An 18,589-nucleotide genomic window follows, 5' to 3' on the forward strand; every position below is an offset into this window, starting at 1 on the left:
CATGGGTGCGCCTCGTTGACGGTGCATGGCCGCGGCGGCTTGGCCGCCGGGCAATGCTGCTTCGCAATATTTCCGTCAACTGTAACCGCTCGCGCCGGTTTCGCGGAATCCATCCGACACGGCGCAGGGGTTATGTCCCCACGTCCTGATCGTAGCCTTGAGGATTGCCCTGCTGCCAGCGCCAGCCGTCCGCGCACATCGCATCCACGCCATGCGTGCTGCGCCAGCCGAGCAAGCTGGCCGCCAATGCGGGATCGGCCCACATGCGCTCGATATCGCCGGGACGACGGGCTTGCGCGCGCACGGGAATCCGGCAGCCGTTGACCCGCTCGAACGCATGCACCAGCTCCAGCACGCTGGTGCCCTGCCCCGTACCCAGGTTGACCGCCACGAACCCGGCATGGCTCTCCGAGTATGCGAGCGCCTGCACATGCCCTTGCGCCAGGTCCATGACGTGCAGATAGTCGCGCACGCCGGTGCCGTCAGCCGTGTCGTAGTCGTCGCCGAACACCCGCAGGTAGGGCTGGCGCCCCACCGCCACCTGGGTGATGAAGGGAAACAGATTGTTCGGAATGTCGCGCGGGCTTTCGCCGATCTGCCCGCTGTGGTGCGCGCCGATGGGATTGAAGTAGCGCAGCGTGACGGCGCTGAAAGCCGGGTCGGCCCTGCAGACGTCGCGCAGCACCTCTTCCACCATCAGCTTGGTGCGGCCATAGGGATTGGTCGGCGCCAGCGGGTGCGCTTCGGTGAACGGCAGGTACTGCGGCTCGCCATAGACCGTGGCCGATGAACTGAAGACCATGCGCGTCACGCCCGCCTCGCGCATGGCGCGCAGCAGCGCCACCGAACCGCCCACATTGTTGTCGTAGTACTTGAGCGGATCGGCGACCGACTCGCCCACCGCCTTGCTGCCGGCCAGGTGCAGCACCGCCCCCACCGGCGCGCCTCGCGCCGCCGATCCGGCCAGCACCGACTCGACCAGGCCGGGGCTGCGGATATCCCCTTCCACCAGCGGGATCTCCACGCCGCACAGTCGCTCGACGCGGCGCACAGCCTCGCGGCTGCCGTTGCTGAAGTCATCCAGCACCAGCGGCCGCTGGCCGGCCGCCAGCATCGCCACCAAGGTGTGCGTGCCGATGTAACCGGCGCCGCCGGTCACCAATACATGCAGGTCCGGCATGGCCCGGCCTCCTTCACAGATGCGCCGCCACGCCCGGCACCCAGGCATGGCGCGGCCGCGGCGCCTGGGCATGGCTGCGGTAGCGATCGATCCAGTACGAGGTGGACGCGTCGTGGCCCCAGTCCACCACGCCGGCCGACACCGGCACCGCCAGCTCGCGCTCGATGCCGGTGGCCAGGCGCTTGCCCAGTTCCACGCCCCATTGGTCAAAGGGGTTGATGCCCCAGACCACGCTCTGCACGAACACCTTGTGCTCGTACAAGGCCAGCAGCGCGCCCAGCCCGCGCGGATCCAGCTGGCGCAGCACGATCAGGGTGGAAGGCCGTCCGCCCGGATGGACCATGTGCTGCGCCAGGCTCAGAGCCCGTTCCTGGTCGTCGATGTGCGCCACGTCCATCAGCGCCTGCTCCAGGCACTTGCCGCGCAGCAGCGCCTGGCGCTGCGCCAGGCAGTTGGCCAGCAGCATGCGGTGCGCGTCCGGACTGTCCGCATGGCCTTGCAGGCTGGCGATGAAGTCCACCGGCGCGCCGTCCTCGCTCTGATGCAGCCACTGGAAAAAAGTGTGCTGGCCGTCGGTACCCGGCATGCCCCAGATAATGGGCGCGGTCGGCACGCCCACCGCCGCGCCGTCGCCCGCGACCCGCTTGCCCAGTGACTCCATTTCCAGCTGCTGCAGATAGGTCACCAGATGCAGCAGCCGCGCGCTGTAGGCCGCGATGTTGAGGGAGTTGTGTCCCAGCACGCTGCAGTTGACCAGCCCCGCCAGCGCCAGCTGGATCGGCGCGTTCGAGGCGAACGGCGCCTGCTGGAAATGCTGGTCCATGGCCTCGGCGCCCGCCCGCATGCCGATCAGCACGTCCGCGCCGACCGTCAGCGCGATCGACAGGCCGGCAACCGACCAGACCGAATAGCGCCCGCCGACCCAGTCGCACATCTTGAAGATCTGGCTGGACGGCACGCCCAGCGCCCGCGCCGCCGACACATTGGCGGTGACCGCGGCCAGATGCTCCGACGCATCCGCCACGCCGCCCTGCTTGAGCCAGGCGATGGCGGCGCGCGCATTGTGCAGCGTCTCGGCGGTGGTGAAGGACTTGGACGACACCACCACCAGGCAGCGGCGCGGATCCAGTCCGGCTACCGCGTCATGGAACGCGTGGCCGTCAATGTTGGACACGAAGCGGATCTGGCGGCGCTGCGCCGCGCCGCCGAATGCCTGCACCGCCAGGCGCGGCCCCCAATCGCTGCCGCCGATGCCTATGTGCAGCACGGTATTGAAGTCGGCCGTCTGGTCGACGCGGCGCACGAAGTCGGTCATGCGCGCATGCTCGCAAACGGAGTCCGCGTCCTGTCCGTCGGGTTGTTCGCGCGTGCGTCCGGCGCGCAGCGCCGTGTGCCATGCCGGCTTGCCCTCGGTCCAGTTGACCGCCTCGCCCGCGAACAGCGCCTGGCGCGCCTCCGCCACGCCGCGCGCCTGCAGCAGCGCCATGGCCGCGGCTTCCAGCGCGGGCGCCTGCCGCTGCATGCTCAAGTCCACGCACAGACCGGCCGCCTCGATGACCTTCAGCGCCGCGCCATCCAGTTCCGCGCTGCGCGCGGCTTGCGCGAACGCCTGCCACTCAGGGCTGTCCGCCAGGCCGGAATTCGCCCTTAGCGCCTCAACCGCATACTTGGCCTTTCCCATCGCGTGATGCTCCTTAAAACGGTAAACGAACATGAGGGGCAATGCGCCGGAACGCGTTGCGGAAATCCTCCTCGATACGGGCCAGTGCGGCCACGGTGTCCCCTTCAAAACGCAATACCACCGTCGGCGTGGTGTTGGACGGACGCGCCAGGCCGAAGCCGTCGGCGTAGTCCACCCGGATGCCGTCCAGATCGTTGATGGACTGCGCGCCGGGAAACTGCCCCTGCGCGCGCAGCGCCGCCACCAGATCGAACTGCTCGCCTTCGGCGGTTTCCAGCTTGATTTCGGGAGTCGCGCAGGACTGCGGCAGGCTTTCCAGCAGGGCCGAGGGATCGGGCGCCCCGGACAGGATCTCCAGCAGCCGGGCAGCCGCGTAGATGCCGTCGTCAAAGCCGTACCAGCGTTCCTTGAAAAAGATGTGGCCGCTCATCTCGCCGGCCAGCATCGCGCCGGTCTCGCGCATCTTGGCCTTGATCAGCGAATGCCCGGTCTTGCACATGGTGGCCTTGCCGCCAGCCTCCGTGATCGCGCGCGCCACATGGCGGCTGCACTTCACGTCGTACAGGATCTCGGCGCCCGGGTTGCGCGCCAACACATCGCGCGCCAGCAGGATCAGCAGACGATCCGGCCAGATGATCTGCCCCGTTTTGGTCACCACGCCGAGGCGGTCGCCGTCGCCGTCGAACGCCAGGCCGACCTCGCAGTCGGAATAGCGCAGGCAATAGATCAGGTCCTGCAGGTTCTGCGGATCGGCGGGGTCCGGATGATGGCCCGGGAACGAGCCGTCGACCTCGCAGAACAGTTCGACCACTTCGCAGCCCAGGGCGCGGAACAGCGCCGGCGCCGCCGCGCCGGCCACGCCGTTGCCGCAATCGATGGCGATCTTCATCGGGCGCGCCATGCGGATGTCGCCCATCAGGCGCGCCGTATAGCACGGCATGATCTGCATCTGCGTGCGCCCGCCCGAAGCGCTGGCCGATTCGATCGGCAGGCGCATCGCGTCGCGCAGCGCGGTGATGCCCTCGCCGTACAACGACGCGCCGTCGAGCACGATCTTGAAGCCGTTGTGGGCAGGCGGATTGTGGCTGCCCGTGACCGCGATGCCCGCGCCCGTGTCCATCAGGCGGGTCGCGAAATACACCATCGGCGTGGTCGCCATGCCGATGTCGATGACGTGCATGCCCGCCGAGCGCAGGCCCGCCTGCAAGGCGGCCGCCAGCTCGACGCTGCTCAGCCTGCCATCCCTGCCCACCACGATGGACCGCGCCCCCAATTCGCGGGCCTGGGTCCCCGTCGCCATGCCCAGGCTGTGCGCGAACCGCGCGTCGATCTCTTCCGGCACCGTGCCGCGTATGTCATAAGCCTTGAAAACCGCATCCAGAATTTGCGGGGTATCCCAGCCAAAAGTTCCGTGCATGCCAGTTTCTCCGGGTGGCGTTATTTAGGGCCGTTCTGTTTGAAATCGCCGTAATACGCCGCACGGGAGTAGCGATAACTACCGTACTTGGACCGGAAGCCAAAGCGTTCCGGCATGAGCTTGAGACCATTGAAGAGCACGCCGTCCACGGGTGCGCCCGCCTGGATCAGGCGCTTGGCCGTCTCGCGGATCTCACCCACGGTATTCATGCCCGAGCGCACCACCACCATCACCGCGGCCGCATGCGTGCCGACCACGGCCGCGTCCGGCGACGACAGCACGGGCGCCGTGTCCAGGATCACCATGTCGTACTGCGATGCCAGCTCGCGCAGGGTTTCGCCAAACACCGGCGAGGCCAGCAGTTCGGAGGGATCGAAGGTGACCGCGCCGGTGGCGATGAAGTCCACGCCTTCGGACACGCTGTGCTTGCGCACCTGGGTCAACGGGATCGTGCCCGACAGGACTTCGAACAGGCCATCCTCCTTGGGCACGCCGAAGTAGCGGTTGAGCTGGCCCTTGCGGAAGTCAGCGTCGATCAGCAGCACGCGCTTGCCCACGCCGCCCTGGATGAAGGCGAAGTTGGCCGACAGGAAGGACTTTCCCACGCCTGCCACCGGCCCGGTGAACATGACCATATTGTTGGCCGACTGGCGCAGCGACGCCTGCAGCACATTGCGGAACGACCTCAGGCTTTCGATCGGCGGCGCATTGCCCTGGCTCTGCGCCAGCAGCGCGGGCACGCTGGCGTTCTTGCGCCGGCTGCGCCGCCACAGCTTGTCCTGCATGTCGCTGTACGGAATGGCGGCCAGCACCGGCAGGCCGGTATGGCGCTCGACGTCGTCGGGTTCGGACAGGCCGCCGAACAAGGCGTTGCGCACGAAGGCGCACAGCATGCCGAAGATCAGGCCGAAGGCGGTTGCAACGCCGATGATGATGGCGGCCTTGGGACGCACCGGCTTGTCGGGTTGCACCGCCGAGTCCAGGATGCGCACGTTGCCCACCTTGCCGGCGCGGATCAGGCGCAGCTGTTGGGCGTTGTTGAGCAGCGCCGTGTAGAGCTCGGTGTTGACGCGCACGTCGCGCACCAGGCGCACCACGTCCTGTTCCAGGTCGGGCAACTGGCGGATGTTGTTGCCGATGCGGTTCACGTCCCCGGTCAGGCCGGCGATCTGGCGGTCCAATGCCACGATGCTGGGGTGGGTCGGCGCAAAGCGCGTGATCATTTCCTGGCGCTTGGAGCGCAGCTCCATCACCTTGGTCTGCGCATCCACCGACTGCGCGAGGATCAGCTTGGCCTCTTCGCTCAGGTCGATGGTGCCGCGCTTGTTGCGCAAGGAGTTGTACTTGGTCTCGGCTGCGTCCAGCTCGCCCTTGAGCACCGGCAGCTGCTGCTCGAGGAACACCAGCGACTTCTCGGCCTGCGCCGACTTGCGGTTCACGTTCTGCTGCACGTACTCCTGGCCGATCTGGTTGAGCACGGCGGTGGTCAACGCGGGATCATTGCCTTCCAGCGTGACGCCGATCACGCCCGAGGTGCGGCCACGTTCGAATATGCCCAGGCGCCCCTGCACGTCCTCGATGGCCGCCAGGCGCGAGCTGCGCGATACGGTGAACTCGGTGCCGGGGCGTCCCGTCAGCGCATCGATATGCACGTCCATGGCGCCGCCGCCAGGCAGCCTGAAATGCTCGGGCTTGCCCACCGTGCCGTTGAAGGTGGCGCCGGTGAACTTGTCGCTCAGCGTGTAGCGTCCTTCGCCCAGCGTGGTCACGCGAAAGGGCTTGCCCAGCCATTCGTTGGGCACGTCCAGCTGCGAAATCGCGATGGCTTCGCCGCCCCAGGCGTAGCCGCCGCGCGGAAAGCTCGACGGGTACGGCAGGCTTTCATAGCGCTGCGCCAGCCATTCGCCGATCACGGGGAAATAGCGCGGCTTGGCCTGGATGTACAGCAGGAACTTGTCGACCGCGGGCCCGACCACCATGCGCGAGCGCAGCACTTCCATTTCGCCCGAGGTCTCCGCCTTGGTATCGAACATGGAGGAAACATCCCCCAGCAGGCTGCGGCTCTGCCCCTGGGGCATTTCCTCTTCCACCTGCACGATGATGTCGGCCGAATACACCTTGGGCGTGATCATCACGTAAGTGAGCGCCCCCAGTAATGCGAGCAGAGTGATCGCAATGATCATCCACCGGTTGGAGAAGATGGCGTCCACATGGGACGACAACGGAGTTTCCTGCTGGCGAGCCGGCACGGACGGCTCGAACGATTCGATGGGCAACGACATGCAGCTCTCCAAGAGAAGACGCCGCCGCGGTCGCGGCGTCCCCAGGCGTGGTTTAAGGCGGACTAATCTATGGCTTTCACGGTCTGTACGGTCTGGGCGCTCGGGAACAGGTTGCTGATGAAGCGGTTCCACCGCACCAAGCCGGCCGTGTCCACGAACACAACATCTTTGGGTTGCAACTCGAACTTCTCCGCCACCGCAAGAGTCTGCGGCGAGCCGGCGTTCAGGTGGAACACCAGCGGCGTCGCTTGCTCAGTGCTGCGCACAACGAATATTTGCGACGGGTTCGAGGTCAGCTGGTTCGGTCCTCCGGCCAAGCCCAACGCCTCGGTCAATGACATGCGTCCGTCACGCATCACTGCCGCGGTGGGCAAGGTCACCTCGCCCATCACGAACACCTTGCTGTCGTCGCGCGGCGTGACCCTCACGATGTCGCCCGACTTCAGCAGTACTTGATTCAAGTCCTGGCCGCGCTCGATCAGCGCGGGCACGTTCACGCGAGTGCGGCGGCCATCCCGGATCACATACACTGCGCTGCGGTCTCCGGTCGGCAGAATGCCGCCGGCCCTGTTGATGGCTTCCAACAGGGTCATCGGAATATCGTTGATCGCGATTGCGCCCGGCGTCTTGACCTCGCCATCCACGTAAACACGCTTGCTGCGATATCCCAGAACGCGTACGGTGATCTGCGGATCCTGGATGTACTTGCCTGAACTATTCACTATGAGATTGCGCGCCTGAAGTTCCGTCAACCCGGCCACTTTCAGCAATCCCGCATACGGAAATTGGATATATCCAGTGGATGAAACCGTATAGCCCGGAATGCCCGAGGCAGTATCCCCAATGGCTAGTTCCGTGACCCCTGTCCCGATGGCGTAGGTTTGCGTCGGAAGGACGAGTTCAGGGTGATCCCACACCACGATCGAGAGGATGTCCCCCGGCCCGATCAGGTACGGCCCGGACTTGCCGTAGAGCTTGTCGACACCTTCGTTGTCGAGCAATGCCTGGCGCGCGCGCTGGTCTTCAAGCACCAGCGACGGCGTGATTTCCTTGATTACTGCCTTGGAGTTCGGATCCAGCGGATCCGCAAGCTGATTGGCGTCAAAGGTCATACCGGGAGACAAGGCGCAAGCGCCCAGCGAGGACACGAGCGCGATAGCTGCTATGCCTCGGCTCAACGTTCCGAAAAATGTCGTCATGGCAAATCCACTTGTGAATGACTTCGTTGCTTGGAGTGAGCCCGATGCGTAACGGGTTGCGACATTCCACTCTCTTTTCCTAGGCCCGCACATTCGACGGATGTCCTAAGCCTTCTCCTACATCGTTTGGAGGTTTCGGGTGCGTTGCGCACTCAATAAGATTTTGTCGGTAGCCACAAGCTTTGCGGCAGTGCACGGTTTTTGCTCGACGCAGAGCGGCTCCCCACGAACAGGAGTGCGCGATGGACCCGTCCCAAACGGACACGTCGTCTAGATTCAGCGGGGCAAGCTATCTCTATCGCTTGCTCGATGCCGCGATCGTCATCACCTGCGGCCTGACTGCCACCGGCTTGAAATTCTCGGACGATGCCTTAGCGGATCCTCCGCAAATCCATCTGTTCCTTGTGTACCTGTGCGGCCTCGGCGTCGTGGCCATCTTTCCGGCCTTCCGCCTGTACGTATCCTGGCGCGGTCGCCTGCTTACCGACCTGGTGGTGCGCAGCCTGGCGGCGTGGGCGCTGGTGTTCGCGCTGGGCATCTGCATCAGTTTTCTCATGCACCAGACCGCGGCGATATCCCGCGTATGGGCGGCTACATGGTTCGGCATGTCGGCGCTGACGCTGGCCGGCTTACGCATTGCGGTCTACGCGGTGCTGGGCGCCGCGCGCGACCGCGGGCTGGACCGCAAGCGCGTGCTGCTGGTGGGCTTTGGCGCGCTGGGCCACGACCTGTGGCGCCGCGTCGAGCAATACCGCGGCGCGGGCTACGAAGTGGCGGGCATCTACGCCGAGCCCCACGAAAACCTGCCGCCGCAAGTCCGCCGCCTGCATGACCTGGATGAACTGCATGCCTTCGTGCATGAGCACACCGTCCGCGAGATCTGGATCGTGCTGCCGATGGAGGCGGGCCAGGAACTGCGCGAAGTCCTCTATCACCTGCGCAACGACCTGGTGGATATCCGCTGGATCCCCGATGTCATGTCGATCCAGCTATTGGGGCACCGCATCGGGGAATTCCTGGGCCTGCCCGCGATACAGCTCAACAGCCTGCCCGCCGCTGGCGTGCGGGGCTGGGCCAAGGAGATCTTCGACCGCAGCTTCGCCTTCTGCGCGCTGATCGGGCTGTCGCCCGTGATGCTGACGGTGGCATTCCTGGTCAAGGTGACATCGCGCGGGCCGGTGTTCTTCACCCAGCCCCGGCTGGGCGTGGACGGCAAGGTCTTCCATGTCTACAAGTTCCGCACCATGACAGTGCATCAGGAGCACGGCGTGGTCACCCAGGCGACCCGCAACGACGCGCGCATCACGCGCATCGGCGGCTTCCTCAGGCGCACCAGCCTGGACGAGCTGCCCCAGTTCCTGAATGTGCTGATGGGCGACATGTCGGTGGTGGGCCCGCGCCCGCACGCGCTGGAGCACAACGAAATGTACAAGGACCTGGTGCAGCGCTACATGATGCGCCACCGCGTCAAGCCCGGCATCACGGGTTGGGCGCAGGTCAACGGCCTGCGCGGACAGACGGACACGCTGCGCAAGATGAGCGACCGGGTCGAGTACGACATTTATTACATCCAGCACTGGACGTTCAGGATGGACCTGCAGATCATCGCCCGCACGGCGGTATCGGGATGGACGGGCCGCAATGTCTACTAGACCCTTGGGATGGCCCGAACGATCCGGGCGGCAGCGGGCCGCGGCCCCCGGCGGCGTACTGGCGCAGGCGGAATTCCGCCAGGCGGTCGAGATGTTGCCGCTGGTATCCATCGACCTGCTGCTGCGCGACGCCGCAGGCCGCTACCTGACCGGCCTGCGCGCCAATCCGCCGGCCCAGGGCGCCTGGTTCGTGCCGGGCGGGCGCATCCGCAAGAACGAGACCCTGCGCGACGCGCTGCGCCGCATCGCCCGCGAAGAGTTGGGCATCCCGGTCACCGAACTGGCCTGGACCCCGCGCGGCGTGTACGAGCACTTCTATGGCACCAATTTTGCGGGTGAAGCCGGACGCTCCACCCATTACGTCGTCCTCGCCTATGAGGCCGAGCTTTCTTTGGACATTTCCTGCCTGCCCCAGGCCCAGCACCGCAGCTACCGCTGGCTGCCCGCCCGGGCCATCGCCGCCGATCCCGGCGTGCACCCCTACACCCAGGCCTACTTCAAGGAGTGAGCGCCATGACCAATCCCCCTCCCCCGTACCGGGCAGTCATTCTTTGCGGCGGTTCAGGCTCGCGCTTGTGGCCGTTGTCGCGCGAACTGCTGCCGAAGCAGTTCATCCGTTTGACCGATGACCGCAGCCTGCTGCAGAACACCCTGCTGCGGCTGGGATCGGCCGGCGCCGAGGCCCGGCCTACCCTGGTATGCAACGACGCGCACCGCTACATCGCGGCGGAGCAAGCGCTGGAGCTGGACATCAAGGACGTGGAAGTGATCCTGGAGCCGTTCGCCCGCAACACGGCGCCAGCCATCGCCGCCGCCACCCTGCGAGCCATGCGCGACGGCGAGGATCTGGTCATGCTCATCATGCCCTCGGATCACGTGCTGGAAGACGGCGAGGTGCTGCGCGCCGCCTTCGCCGAAGCCTACCGGGCCGCCCTGCAGGGCGCGCTGGTGACGTTCGGGATCAAGCCCACTGCCCCGCTGAGCGGCTATGGCTACATCCAGGCGGACGAGCCCGGTGTCATGGCGCCCGCGCGCCGGGTGCGCCGCTTCGTCGAAAAGCCCTCGCCCGAGGTCGCTCAACGTTTCATCGAGGATGGCGGCTATTACTGGAACAGCGGCATGTTCGCCTTCCAGGCCTCGGTGTTCCTGTCGGAAATGGCGCGTCTGGCGCCCAAGATGCTGGAACAGGTGCAGGCGGCGGTGGCCATCGGCCATGGCGAGAATGCGCTGTTCCACCTGGACGGCCCCTCCTTCGAGGCCTGCCCCAGCGATTCCATGGACTACGCCATCATGGAGCGCACCGATAGCGCCGTGGTCATCCCCTTGGCCGCCTCGTGGAGCGACGTCGGCGCCTGGGACGCGGTCTGGGGCATCGCCCAGAAGACGGAGGAAGGCAACTCCACCACCGGCGACGTCATGGTGGAGGATTCGCGCAACTGCCTGATCCACTCCACCAGCAGGCTGGTCGCCTCGGTGGGCCTGGACGACATCGTCGTGATCGAAACCGCCGACGCCGTGCTGGTGGCGCACAAATCGCGCTCGCAAGACGTCAAGCGGCTGGTCGAGATCTTCAAGACGCAGCACCGCTCCGAGCTCAACCATCACCGCGAAGTGCAGCGGCCGTGGGGATCCTATGACTCGGTCGGCCAGGGTCCGCGCTACCAGGTCAAGCGCATCACGGTGAAGCCCGGGGCACGCCTGTCCTCGCAGATGCACCACCACCGCGCGGAGCACTGGATCGTGGTCTCGGGCACGGCGCGCATCTACAACGGCGACAAACAGTACTTGCTGACCGAAAACCAGTCCACCTACATCCCCCTGGGCGAGATCCACAGCCTGGAGAATCCAGGAAAGATCCCGCTGGAAATCATCGAGGTGCAATCGGGGGCCTACCTGGGCGAGGACGACATCGTCAGATTCCAGGACATGTATGGCCGAGTGTGAGGAGCCTCCACGCCGCCCGCGCTTGCCCGCCTCCGAGAAGGAGTCTTTCTTCAGGCCAGGCATGGCCCGGATCTGCCTGCCCTTTGCAGGCCTGTTCTTCGCCGTGCTGGTGACGGTGGGCAACCTGCCTGGCCTGGCCGCCGAAATGTCGGACGCTTTTGGGGACAAGCGCCTGCATCTTGCGGCTTACGCCTTCCTGACCACCTTGATCTATTTCTCGGTGCAGCGGCGTCCCGGACTGACGGCCCTGCTGGGGGTGGCGGCCCTGGGCGCTTTGGATGAAGCAATCCAGTCCTTTTTTCCGTATCGACAGGCTGATTTATTAGACCTTTTGGCCGATATCTCCGCGGCTGGTGCAACAGTAATCTCATTGCACATTGGTACCGCAGCCTTCGGCTCCTTTCGTGCAGTCACTAAGTCTTAAGGATACAACCATGCCAAAACGGGCACTGATTACCGGCGTTACTGGCCAAGACGGGGCCTATCTGGCGGAGTTTCTGCTGGCCAAGGGCTATGAGGTCCACGGCATCAAGCGGCGCGCTTCGCTGTTCAATACCGCGCGGATCGACCATCTGTACCAGGATCCGCATGACCAGCCCCGCAATTTCGTGCTGCATCACGGCGACATGACCGACTCTTGCAGCCTGATCCGCATCGTGCAGTCGGTGCAGCCCGACGAGATCTACAACCTGGCCGCCCAAAGCCATGTCGGCGTCTCGTTCGAGGAACCCGAGTACACCGCCAACGCCGATGGCCTGGGCACCCTGCGCCTGCTGGAAGCCATCCGTATCCTGAAGCTGGAAAACAAGGCCCGTTTCTATCAGGCCTCCACCTCCGAGCTGTATGGCCTGGTGCAGGAAACGCCGCAAAAGGAAACCACGCCGTTCTACCCGCGCAGCCCGTACGCGGCGGCCAAGCTGTACGCATACTGGATCAGCGTGAACTACCGCGAAGCCTATGGCATGTATGCCTGCAACGGCATTCTGTTCAACCACGAATCGCCCAAGCGCGGCGAAACCTTCGTCACGCGCAAGATCACCCGCGGCCTGGCCCGCATCGTGCTCGGCCTGCAGGAATGCCTGTACCTGGGCAACCTGTCCGCGCTGCGCGACTGGGGCCATGCCCGCGACTACGTCGAAATGCAGTGGCTGATGCTGCAGCAGGACACGCCCGAGGACTACGTCATCGCCACCGGCATGCAGTACAGCGTGCGCGAGTTCATCAATACGGCGGCGCGCGAGCTGGGCATCCTGCTGGCCTGGGAAGGCGAAGGCCTGGAAGAGACCGCCACCGTGCTGTTCTCGCCGGTGCACGACATCAAGCCGGGCCAGGTCATCGTCCGGGTCGATCCGCGCTACTTCCGTCCGACGGAGGTGGAAACCCTGCTGGGCGACCCGACCAAGGCGCGCGAAAAGCTGGGATGGTCGCCCCGCACCTCCTTCGCGCAACTGGTCAAGGAAATGGTCGAGAGCGATCTGCGCGACGCGCGGCGCGATGCCCTGGTCGAGCAGAACGGCTACGAAATCTACGCCTACAAGGAGTAGCACGACATGACGAACCTGGAGCAACGCGTCTTCGTCGCGGGCCATCGCGGCATGGTCGGCGCCGCGATCACCCGCGAACTGCAGCGCCGCGGCTACCGCAACGTGCTGACCCGCGGCCGAGACGAGCTGGATCTGGAGAACCAGAACCAGGTCAACCGTTTCTTCTCGACCACCCCGGTCGACGTGGTGTACCTGGCCGCGGCCAAGGTCGGGGGCATCCTGGCCAACCAGACGCATCCGGTGGAGTTCCTGTACAAGAACCTGATGATCCAGTGCAACGTGATCCGCGCCGCCTATGCGGCCGGAGTGCGCAAGCTGCTGTTTCTGGGTTCGTCATGCATCTACCCGCGCGAAGCCCCCCAGCCCATCCGCGAGGACGCCTTGCTGACGGGGCCGCTGGAAGCCACCAACGAACCCTACGCCATCGCCAAGATCGCGGGCCTGAAGCTGTGCGAGGCCTACCAGCGCGAGTTCGGCGCGCGCTTCATCTGCGCCATGCCGACCAACCTGTACGGCCAGCATGACAACTACGACCTGCAAAGCAGCCATGTGCTGCCCGCGCTGATCCGCAAGTTCCACGAAGGCCGGGAAGCCGGCCAGGAAAGCGTGTCGATCTGGGGCACCGGCGCGCCGCTGCGCGAGTTCCTGTACGTGGACGACCTGGCCCAGGCCTGCGTCATGCTGATGGAGCATCCGCAAGCGGAAGGCATGTACAACATCGGCGCCGGACAGGACATCTCGATCGCCGACCTGGCCAGACTGGTGGCCCGCGTCGTCGGCTACGAAGGCAATATCGTCTACGACAGCAGCAAGCCCGACGGCACGCCGCGCAAGCTGATGGATTCGGCCCGCGTGCAGGCGCTGGGCTGGAAACCGGAGATCTCGCTGACGCATGGCATCACGCTGGCCTACGGGCATTTCCTGCGTGAACGCACCCAGCATGCGCTGCCCGTGGCCTGACGGCCTCGCCAGAACCCTTATGCCTACAGGCCCCAGCCATGCTCGGATTCCTCAGGAAACATGTCGCCGGCAATGCCTCCTTCTGGGGGCTGGTGGAGTATGGCATCGGCCCGGTCGCGGCGCTGGTGGCCCTGCCCATCCTGTTCCGGCAGCTGGGGACCGTGGGCTTCGGCCAGTACTCCATGATCATCGCCCTGGCCGGCTTCGGCAATGCCGCCAACCTGGGCGCTGCCGTGACCGCGACCAAGCTGGTGTCCGAGCGCATGCACGAGCCCGGCGGCGCCTATCGCGCAGCCGGCGTGAGCATGTCGCTGATCGGCTGCGCGCTGGCGGTCGTGACCCTGGCCGCGGTGCTGCTGTGGGGCGTCGTGGGCCTGGGCTGGCCAGAGGCGACCTTCGGCGGCGTGGCAGTGACCATGCTGGCCATGCCGGCCCTGGCCATCTACCTGACGCAGCAATATGACCAGCTGTTCTCAGGCTGCCTGAAGGGCCGCGAGGACTTCCGCGCCACGGCGCTATGCGAAGTCTTCAGCCGCACCGGCACCATGGCGCTGGCCTGCGCCACGGCCTGGCTGACGGCCTCGCCGACCTGGACCGGACTGGCGCAGGCGCTGGGACTGCTGGTGGCGGGCAGCGTGAAGATGCGCGTGTTCGCGCGCGCCTATGGCCGCATCCTGGTGCGCCCGGTGCGCGACCGCGGCGCCATGATGGACGCCTTCAAGTTCTCCCGCTGGTCCTGGCTGAACAGCCTGAGCGCCCTGGCCTTCGGCTCGGTGGACCGGGTGCTGGTCGGCAGCCTCATGGGGCCGGCGGCGCTCGCGATCTACACGGTCGGCGTGCAGGTCGGCCAGATCATCCATACCGCGTCGGTCGCCATCTTCCAGAAGGCCATGCCGCGCGTCACCCGCCTGTCGGTTTCGCCGCCCTACCCTGGCGCGGTCGAACACGAGATCCGCCGCATGATGCTGTGGAACCTGGTGCTGTCGGCCAGCGCCACGCTGGCGGTGCTGGCGGTCAGCCATCCGCTCTTGAACCTGCTGCTGGGGGACAACGTCGCCAGCGGCCATCTGGGTACCTTCCGATTGCTTATCGTGGCCTCGGGGCTGCTGTCCCTGAACGCCGCCGCGCACTTCTCCCTGCTCGGGCTGGGCAATTCCCGCGCGGTCGCCATCCTGAACGGCCTGGGCGGCCTGGCGATGCTGTGCGTCATGGCGGGGCTGGTACACGCGGCGGGCGAACACGCCGCGGCCTGGGGCCGCATGGCCTACGCGGCGATCACGCTGGCCGGCGTGGCCCTCGCCATCCGTCAATCCCGGCCCGACTTTCCGGGCGCCTTGCCTGCGGCCACCCGTTAACTCAAATGCTGAGGTCCTACATGCGCAAGCGTCATAACGAGTATTCACGTCAGCTCATCGACTTCGTCCGCGAGTTGCGGCCGCCGGCGCCGATTGCCGGCAGCCTGCTGCCGAAAGTGACCATCGTGACCCCCTCGTTCAACCAGGCCCGCTTCCTGGAACGCACCATCCTGTCCGTGCTGAACCAGGGCTATCCGCGGCTGGAGTACATCATCATCGACGGCGGCTCCACCGACGGCAGCGTGGACATCATCCGCAAGTACGAGCGCTATCTGACCTATTGGGAAAGCACGCCGGACCGCGGCCAGTCGCATGCCATCAACAAGGGCTTCGAACGCGCCACCGGCGATTACGTGGGCTGGCAGAATTCCGACGACCTGTACTTCCCCGGCGCCTTGCGCAAGCTGGGCGCGGCCGCTTCGAAGGGCCGCGCGCCCATCGTCAGCGGCAATCTGTTCGTCGCCGACGCCGACAACAAGATCTTCCGCAAGATCCATTACACCCCGGTCAACCGCGGCACGCTGACAGTAGTGAAGGCGTCCATCCCGAACCAGTCGGCGATCTTCCGCCGCGACCTGTTGCAGAAGTACGGACTGCTGCAGGAGAGCATGCGCTACTGCATGGACCTGGAACTCTGGAGCCGGTTGCTGCGCGAGGGCAAGAACCTGATCGTGCCAGACGCCATGGGTGTGTACACCGCCCATGACGAAACCAAGACGGCGCTGATGCAGGACGTGCTGCTGGAGGAGCGCGAGCAGATCGTCACGCGCATCCGCCGCACCGAGCCCGGCCTGGGCAAGCTGTTCGAGCTGTCCTGCCGCGCTTCCAAGGTGGCCGCTCATGCGCGGCAAGGAGACCTGTCCTATCTGTTCGAAAAGCTGACCACCAAGATATTCGGACGCGACGACTGGGCTTCGCACTAGCGCCCGTCCACACCGAGAAGAGCCGCAATGAGCACGCACCGCCGCCTGTCCACCCTGCATCTGCTGGGCCTGTTCGCCTTCACGGCGCTGGCCCTGAACGATGACCGCTTCGTCCTTGGGGTCGGCAGCTTCAAGCTGTCGCCGTTCGATTTCCTGTTCGTCGCCATGCTGGTGGTCAAGGCGTTGCGGCTCGCGGATCCCGCGGCCTATGCGCTTCCCCGCGGCCTGCTGGGCATGCTTCTGGGGATCCAGGCCCTGTCGGTGATCTACCTGCTGCTGGTGTCATTGCACCACCCGGGCATCGAGACCGGCGACGTGGCGCGCGACCTGCGCATTGTGTTCTATTTCCTGTGCACGCCCTTTCTTTGCTACAAGGACATCGACAGCCCGGCGGCCTATGCGGTGCTGCAGAAGTACATCGTGGCGTCTTGCCTGGCCGTCGCCACGCTGATGCTGGCCGAGCAGCTGCAGGGCTTCAGCGTGGCGAATCCGCTGCGCAACGTGCGGCTGGGCGTCTGGGCCATTCCGTTCGGCGTGGTGTCGCTGCTGTACTTCCGGCGCACGCTCAATGTTTCCGGACCCAAGGCCTATGCGCTGACGGTCTACATGCTGCTCGCCCTCGTGTTTTCGCTGAACCGCAGCCAGTACTTGCAGCTGGCGATCTCGGTAATCATCGCCGTGCTGCTGGGCGCGGGCCCCGAAATCCGGCGACGCGCCGTCCTGGTCTTCGCGCCCGCCGCGGTCGCCGGCGTGCTGGTCTTCGCCAGCATCGGCTACCTGGACGTGCTGACCAATCGCATTTTCAGCGTCGAGCGCCTAGACGAGGACTCCAGCTATGGCGCGCGCGTCCAGGAAATGCAGGGGCAGATGGACTTCTTCGCCGAAAGCCCGGTATTTGGCAAGGGCGCGGGCTTTCGCAGCTGGGTCATGGGCGAGAACGGCTTCGAACTGAGCACCTTCGCCCACAACTCCTGGGCCTTCTATCTGATGAAGTTCGGCGTGGTCGGAACCATCATGATCATGCTGCCGCCCGTGCTCATCCTGCTGCTGACCCTGCTGCGACGATACGCGCATCCAGGCCTGGAGCTGCACCGGCGCTACCTGCTGGCCACCGCCCCCATCTACATCTTCATCGACTCGCTTTCCGGCGGCCTGGCCTACGCGCCCAAGACCGCCTTCACCGGCTTCCTGCTGTGCTATTGCCTGTCGCTGATGCGCAATGCCCAGCTCATGCCCGTGCCTGAACAAAGAACGACATCCGCCCCCAGCCACCGCCCGGACGTTGCGCGCCGGACGCCAACTCGAGTGATCCCACATGCCTGATGTCTTGTTTGTCGCGCCAGACCTGCACGGCGGCGTAGGAAGATGTGTCGCCTTCATCGTGGATGCCTTGCCGGAACAAGGGGTGGATTCCGCCTTGTTCCTGCTGCGCTCGCGCGTCCGCGAATATCCCGTCGCCAACCCCAAGGTAACCCGGGCCCTCCCCGTCAACGAATCTCCCGCCGCGCTGCGGCTGATGCTGCCCGTGGCCTTTTTCAAGCTGCTCCGGCAGATCAGGCGCGACAAGCCCGCCATCGTCTGCTCGCACGGCCTCTTGTGCAACATGCTGGTCATCGTGGCCAAGAAGCTGCTGCGCGGCAAGTTCAGCACGGTCGCCTTCGAACACAGCAGCCCCGCCATCCACTACGGCGCCTCGCGCATGCGGCGCCTGAAGTGCTGGCTGGTCAGCCAGACCTACCGCCGCCACGATGCAGTGGTGGGCGTGTCGCGCGGCGTCAAGGAAGATCTGGTCAGCATGTTTCCGCCGCTGCGCGGCAAGGTCCACACCATCTACAACGGCGTGCCGCTGGACAATGTCCGCGCGCAGGGCGGCCACGGCGCGGACGAAGCTTCGCAACCCGCGCCCTACCATGTGGTGGCCGTGGGCCGGCTCGAAGCGGTGAAGGACTATGCGACGCTGATAGACGCGGCCACGCTGCTGGACGACCCCGGCATCCGCTTCACCATCCTGGGCGAAGGGTCCGAGCACGCCGCCCTGCAGAAACGCATCGACGAAAGCGGCTCCCGCACCCCGGTCACCCTGGCCGGCCATATCGACAATCCGTTTCCGGTGATCGCAGGCGCCGGCGCCTTCGCCCTGACTTCCCTGCGCGAGAGCTTCGGCAATGTGCTGGTGGAAGCGCTATGCCTGGGTGTGCCGGTCATTTCCACCGACTGTCCGCATGGCCCCGCCGAAATTCTGGATTCCGGCCGCTATGGCTTGCTGGTTCCGGTGGGCGATGCAGCCGCCCTGGCCGAGGCGGTGCGCCGCCTGGCCTACGACGCGGAGATGCGTGAAAGGCTTGCGGTCCAGGGGCCCGAACGCGCCGACGCCTTTTCGCTGGAACGGCATTGCCGCAACGTCATCGCCCTCTTCCGCCCGCTGATGCAGCGCGGCACGCCCTGAACAGGA

The 18,589-nt window shown here is 65.7% G+C and carries 15 protein-coding genes; 10 read left to right on the forward strand and 5 right to left on the reverse strand.

Annotation, left to right across the window (positions count from 1 at the left end):
- Positions 1 to 130: 130 nt before the first annotated feature.
- From galE to IPU70_RS14620, 5 genes are all read right to left on the reverse strand, one after another.
- On the reverse strand, positions 131 to 1,180 hold the full coding sequence (gene galE, locus IPU70_RS14600) for a UDP-glucose 4-epimerase GalE (RefSeq protein ID WP_207468233.1): 1,050 nt from the start codon (positions 1,178 to 1,180) through the stop codon (positions 131 to 133).
- A gap of 13 nt (positions 1,181 to 1,193) precedes the next feature.
- Entirely contained in the window at positions 1,194 to 2,861 is a 1,668-nt protein-coding gene (gene pgi / locus IPU70_RS14605; RefSeq protein WP_207468235.1) for a glucose-6-phosphate isomerase, read from the reverse strand.
- Between the two features lie 13 nt (positions 2,862 to 2,874).
- A complete protein-coding gene (locus IPU70_RS14610) occupies positions 2,875 to 4,278 on the reverse strand; it encodes a phosphomannomutase/phosphoglucomutase (protein ID WP_207468237.1) in 1,404 nt (467 codons plus the stop codon).
- A gap of 20 nt (positions 4,279 to 4,298) precedes the next feature.
- Entirely contained in the window at positions 4,299 to 6,560 is a 2,262-nt protein-coding gene (locus tag IPU70_RS14615) for a GNVR domain-containing protein (protein WP_207468240.1), read from the reverse strand.
- Between the two features lie 62 nt (positions 6,561 to 6,622).
- Positions 6,623 to 7,759 carry a polysaccharide biosynthesis/export family protein gene (locus IPU70_RS14620; protein WP_041654095.1) on the reverse strand — a complete coding sequence of 379 codons (1,137 nt, stop codon included), beginning with the start codon at positions 7,757 to 7,759 and terminating at the stop codon, positions 6,623 to 6,625.
- 242 nt (positions 7,760 to 8,001) lie between these two features.
- Between IPU70_RS14620 and IPU70_RS14625 the strand changes: the two genes are divergently transcribed.
- The 10 genes from IPU70_RS14625 (at position 8,002) to IPU70_RS14670 (ending at position 18,583) form a co-directional block, all read left to right on the forward strand.
- Positions 8,002 to 9,411, forward strand: a complete 1,410-nt coding sequence (locus tag IPU70_RS14625; RefSeq protein WP_207468242.1) for an undecaprenyl-phosphate glucose phosphotransferase — start codon at positions 8,002 to 8,004, stop codon at positions 9,409 to 9,411.
- Positions 9,401 to 9,919, forward strand: coding sequence for a GDP-mannose mannosyl hydrolase (locus IPU70_RS14630; protein ID WP_242702507.1), 519 nt, complete (start codon positions 9,401 to 9,403; stop codon positions 9,917 to 9,919). Before IPU70_RS14625 ends, IPU70_RS14630 begins: the two co-directional genes overlap by 11 nt.
- A gap of 5 nt (positions 9,920 to 9,924) precedes the next feature.
- On the forward strand, positions 9,925 to 11,355 hold the full coding sequence (locus IPU70_RS14635) for a mannose-1-phosphate guanylyltransferase/mannose-6-phosphate isomerase (protein WP_207468244.1): 1,431 nt from the start codon (positions 9,925 to 9,927) through the stop codon (positions 11,353 to 11,355).
- A gap of 61 nt (positions 11,356 to 11,416) precedes the next feature.
- A complete protein-coding gene (locus IPU70_RS14640) occupies positions 11,417 to 11,779 on the forward strand; it encodes a VanZ family protein (protein WP_207468246.1) in 363 nt (120 codons plus the stop codon).
- Between the two features lie 10 nt (positions 11,780 to 11,789).
- Positions 11,790 to 12,899 carry a GDP-mannose 4,6-dehydratase gene (gmd, locus tag IPU70_RS14645; RefSeq protein ID WP_013395110.1) on the forward strand — a complete coding sequence of 370 codons (1,110 nt, stop codon included), beginning with the start codon at positions 11,790 to 11,792 and terminating at the stop codon, positions 12,897 to 12,899.
- 6 nt (positions 12,900 to 12,905) lie between these two features.
- The gene (locus IPU70_RS14650) at positions 12,906 to 13,859 is read left to right on the forward strand and encodes a GDP-L-fucose synthase (RefSeq protein WP_013395111.1); all 954 of its coding nucleotides are present in this window, start codon (positions 12,906 to 12,908) and stop codon (positions 13,857 to 13,859) included.
- Positions 13,860 to 13,897: 38 nt separating this feature from the next.
- Complete coding sequence (locus IPU70_RS14655) at positions 13,898 to 15,214, forward strand: lipopolysaccharide biosynthesis protein (protein ID WP_013395112.1); 1,317 nt, start codon at positions 13,898 to 13,900, stop codon at positions 15,212 to 15,214.
- 20 nt (positions 15,215 to 15,234) lie between these two features.
- Positions 15,235 to 16,137: a glycosyltransferase family 2 protein gene (locus tag IPU70_RS14660; protein WP_013395113.1), complete on the forward strand. Its 903-nt coding sequence runs from the start codon at positions 15,235 to 15,237 to the stop codon at positions 16,135 to 16,137.
- 27 nt (positions 16,138 to 16,164) lie between these two features.
- A complete protein-coding gene (locus IPU70_RS14665; protein ID WP_207468248.1) occupies positions 16,165 to 17,460 on the forward strand; it encodes an O-antigen ligase family protein in 1,296 nt (431 codons plus the stop codon).
- A complete protein-coding gene (locus tag IPU70_RS14670; RefSeq protein WP_207468250.1) occupies positions 17,453 to 18,583 on the forward strand; it encodes a glycosyltransferase in 1,131 nt (376 codons plus the stop codon). Before IPU70_RS14665 ends, IPU70_RS14670 begins: the two co-directional genes overlap by 8 nt.
- The last annotated feature ends 6 nt before the right edge of the window (positions 18,584 to 18,589 follow it).

The organism is Achromobacter sp. SD115, from assembly GCF_017355315.1.
In the GTDB taxonomy this organism is placed as follows: domain Bacteria; phylum Pseudomonadota; class Gammaproteobacteria; order Burkholderiales; family Burkholderiaceae_B; genus Achromobacter; species Achromobacter xylosoxidans_B.

Coding starts and splice junctions, on each gene's coding strand:
- galE (WP_207468233.1), bottom strand. CDS start 1,180: ATGCCGGACCTGCATGTATTGGTGACCGGCGGCGCCGGTTACATCGGC.
- pgi (WP_207468235.1), bottom strand. CDS start 2,861: ATGGGAAAGGCCAAGTATGCGGTTGAGGCGCTAAGGGCGAATTCCGGC.
- IPU70_RS14610 (WP_207468237.1), bottom strand. CDS start 4,278: ATGCACGGAACTTTTGGCTGGGATACCCCGCAAATTCTGGATGCGGTT.
- IPU70_RS14615 (WP_207468240.1), bottom strand. CDS start 6,560: ATGTCGTTGCCCATCGAATCGTTCGAGCCGTCCGTGCCGGCTCGCCAG.
- IPU70_RS14620 (WP_041654095.1), bottom strand. CDS start 7,759: ATGACGACATTTTTCGGAACGTTGAGCCGAGGCATAGCAGCTATCGCG.
- IPU70_RS14625 (WP_207468242.1), top strand. CDS start 8,002: ATGGACCCGTCCCAAACGGACACGTCGTCTAGATTCAGCGGGGCAAGC.
- IPU70_RS14630 (WP_242702507.1), top strand. CDS start 9,401: ATGTCTACTAGACCCTTGGGATGGCCCGAACGATCCGGGCGGCAGCGG.
- IPU70_RS14635 (WP_207468244.1), top strand. CDS start 9,925: ATGACCAATCCCCCTCCCCCGTACCGGGCAGTCATTCTTTGCGGCGGT.
- IPU70_RS14640 (WP_207468246.1), top strand. CDS start 11,417: ATGGCCCGGATCTGCCTGCCCTTTGCAGGCCTGTTCTTCGCCGTGCTG.
- gmd (WP_013395110.1), top strand. CDS start 11,790: ATGCCAAAACGGGCACTGATTACCGGCGTTACTGGCCAAGACGGGGCC.
- IPU70_RS14650 (WP_013395111.1), top strand. CDS start 12,906: ATGACGAACCTGGAGCAACGCGTCTTCGTCGCGGGCCATCGCGGCATG.
- IPU70_RS14655 (WP_013395112.1), top strand. CDS start 13,898: ATGCTCGGATTCCTCAGGAAACATGTCGCCGGCAATGCCTCCTTCTGG.
- IPU70_RS14660 (WP_013395113.1), top strand. CDS start 15,235: ATGCGCAAGCGTCATAACGAGTATTCACGTCAGCTCATCGACTTCGTC.
- IPU70_RS14665 (WP_207468248.1), top strand. CDS start 16,165: ATGAGCACGCACCGCCGCCTGTCCACCCTGCATCTGCTGGGCCTGTTC.
- IPU70_RS14670 (WP_207468250.1), top strand. CDS start 17,453: ATGCCTGATGTCTTGTTTGTCGCGCCAGACCTGCACGGCGGCGTAGGA.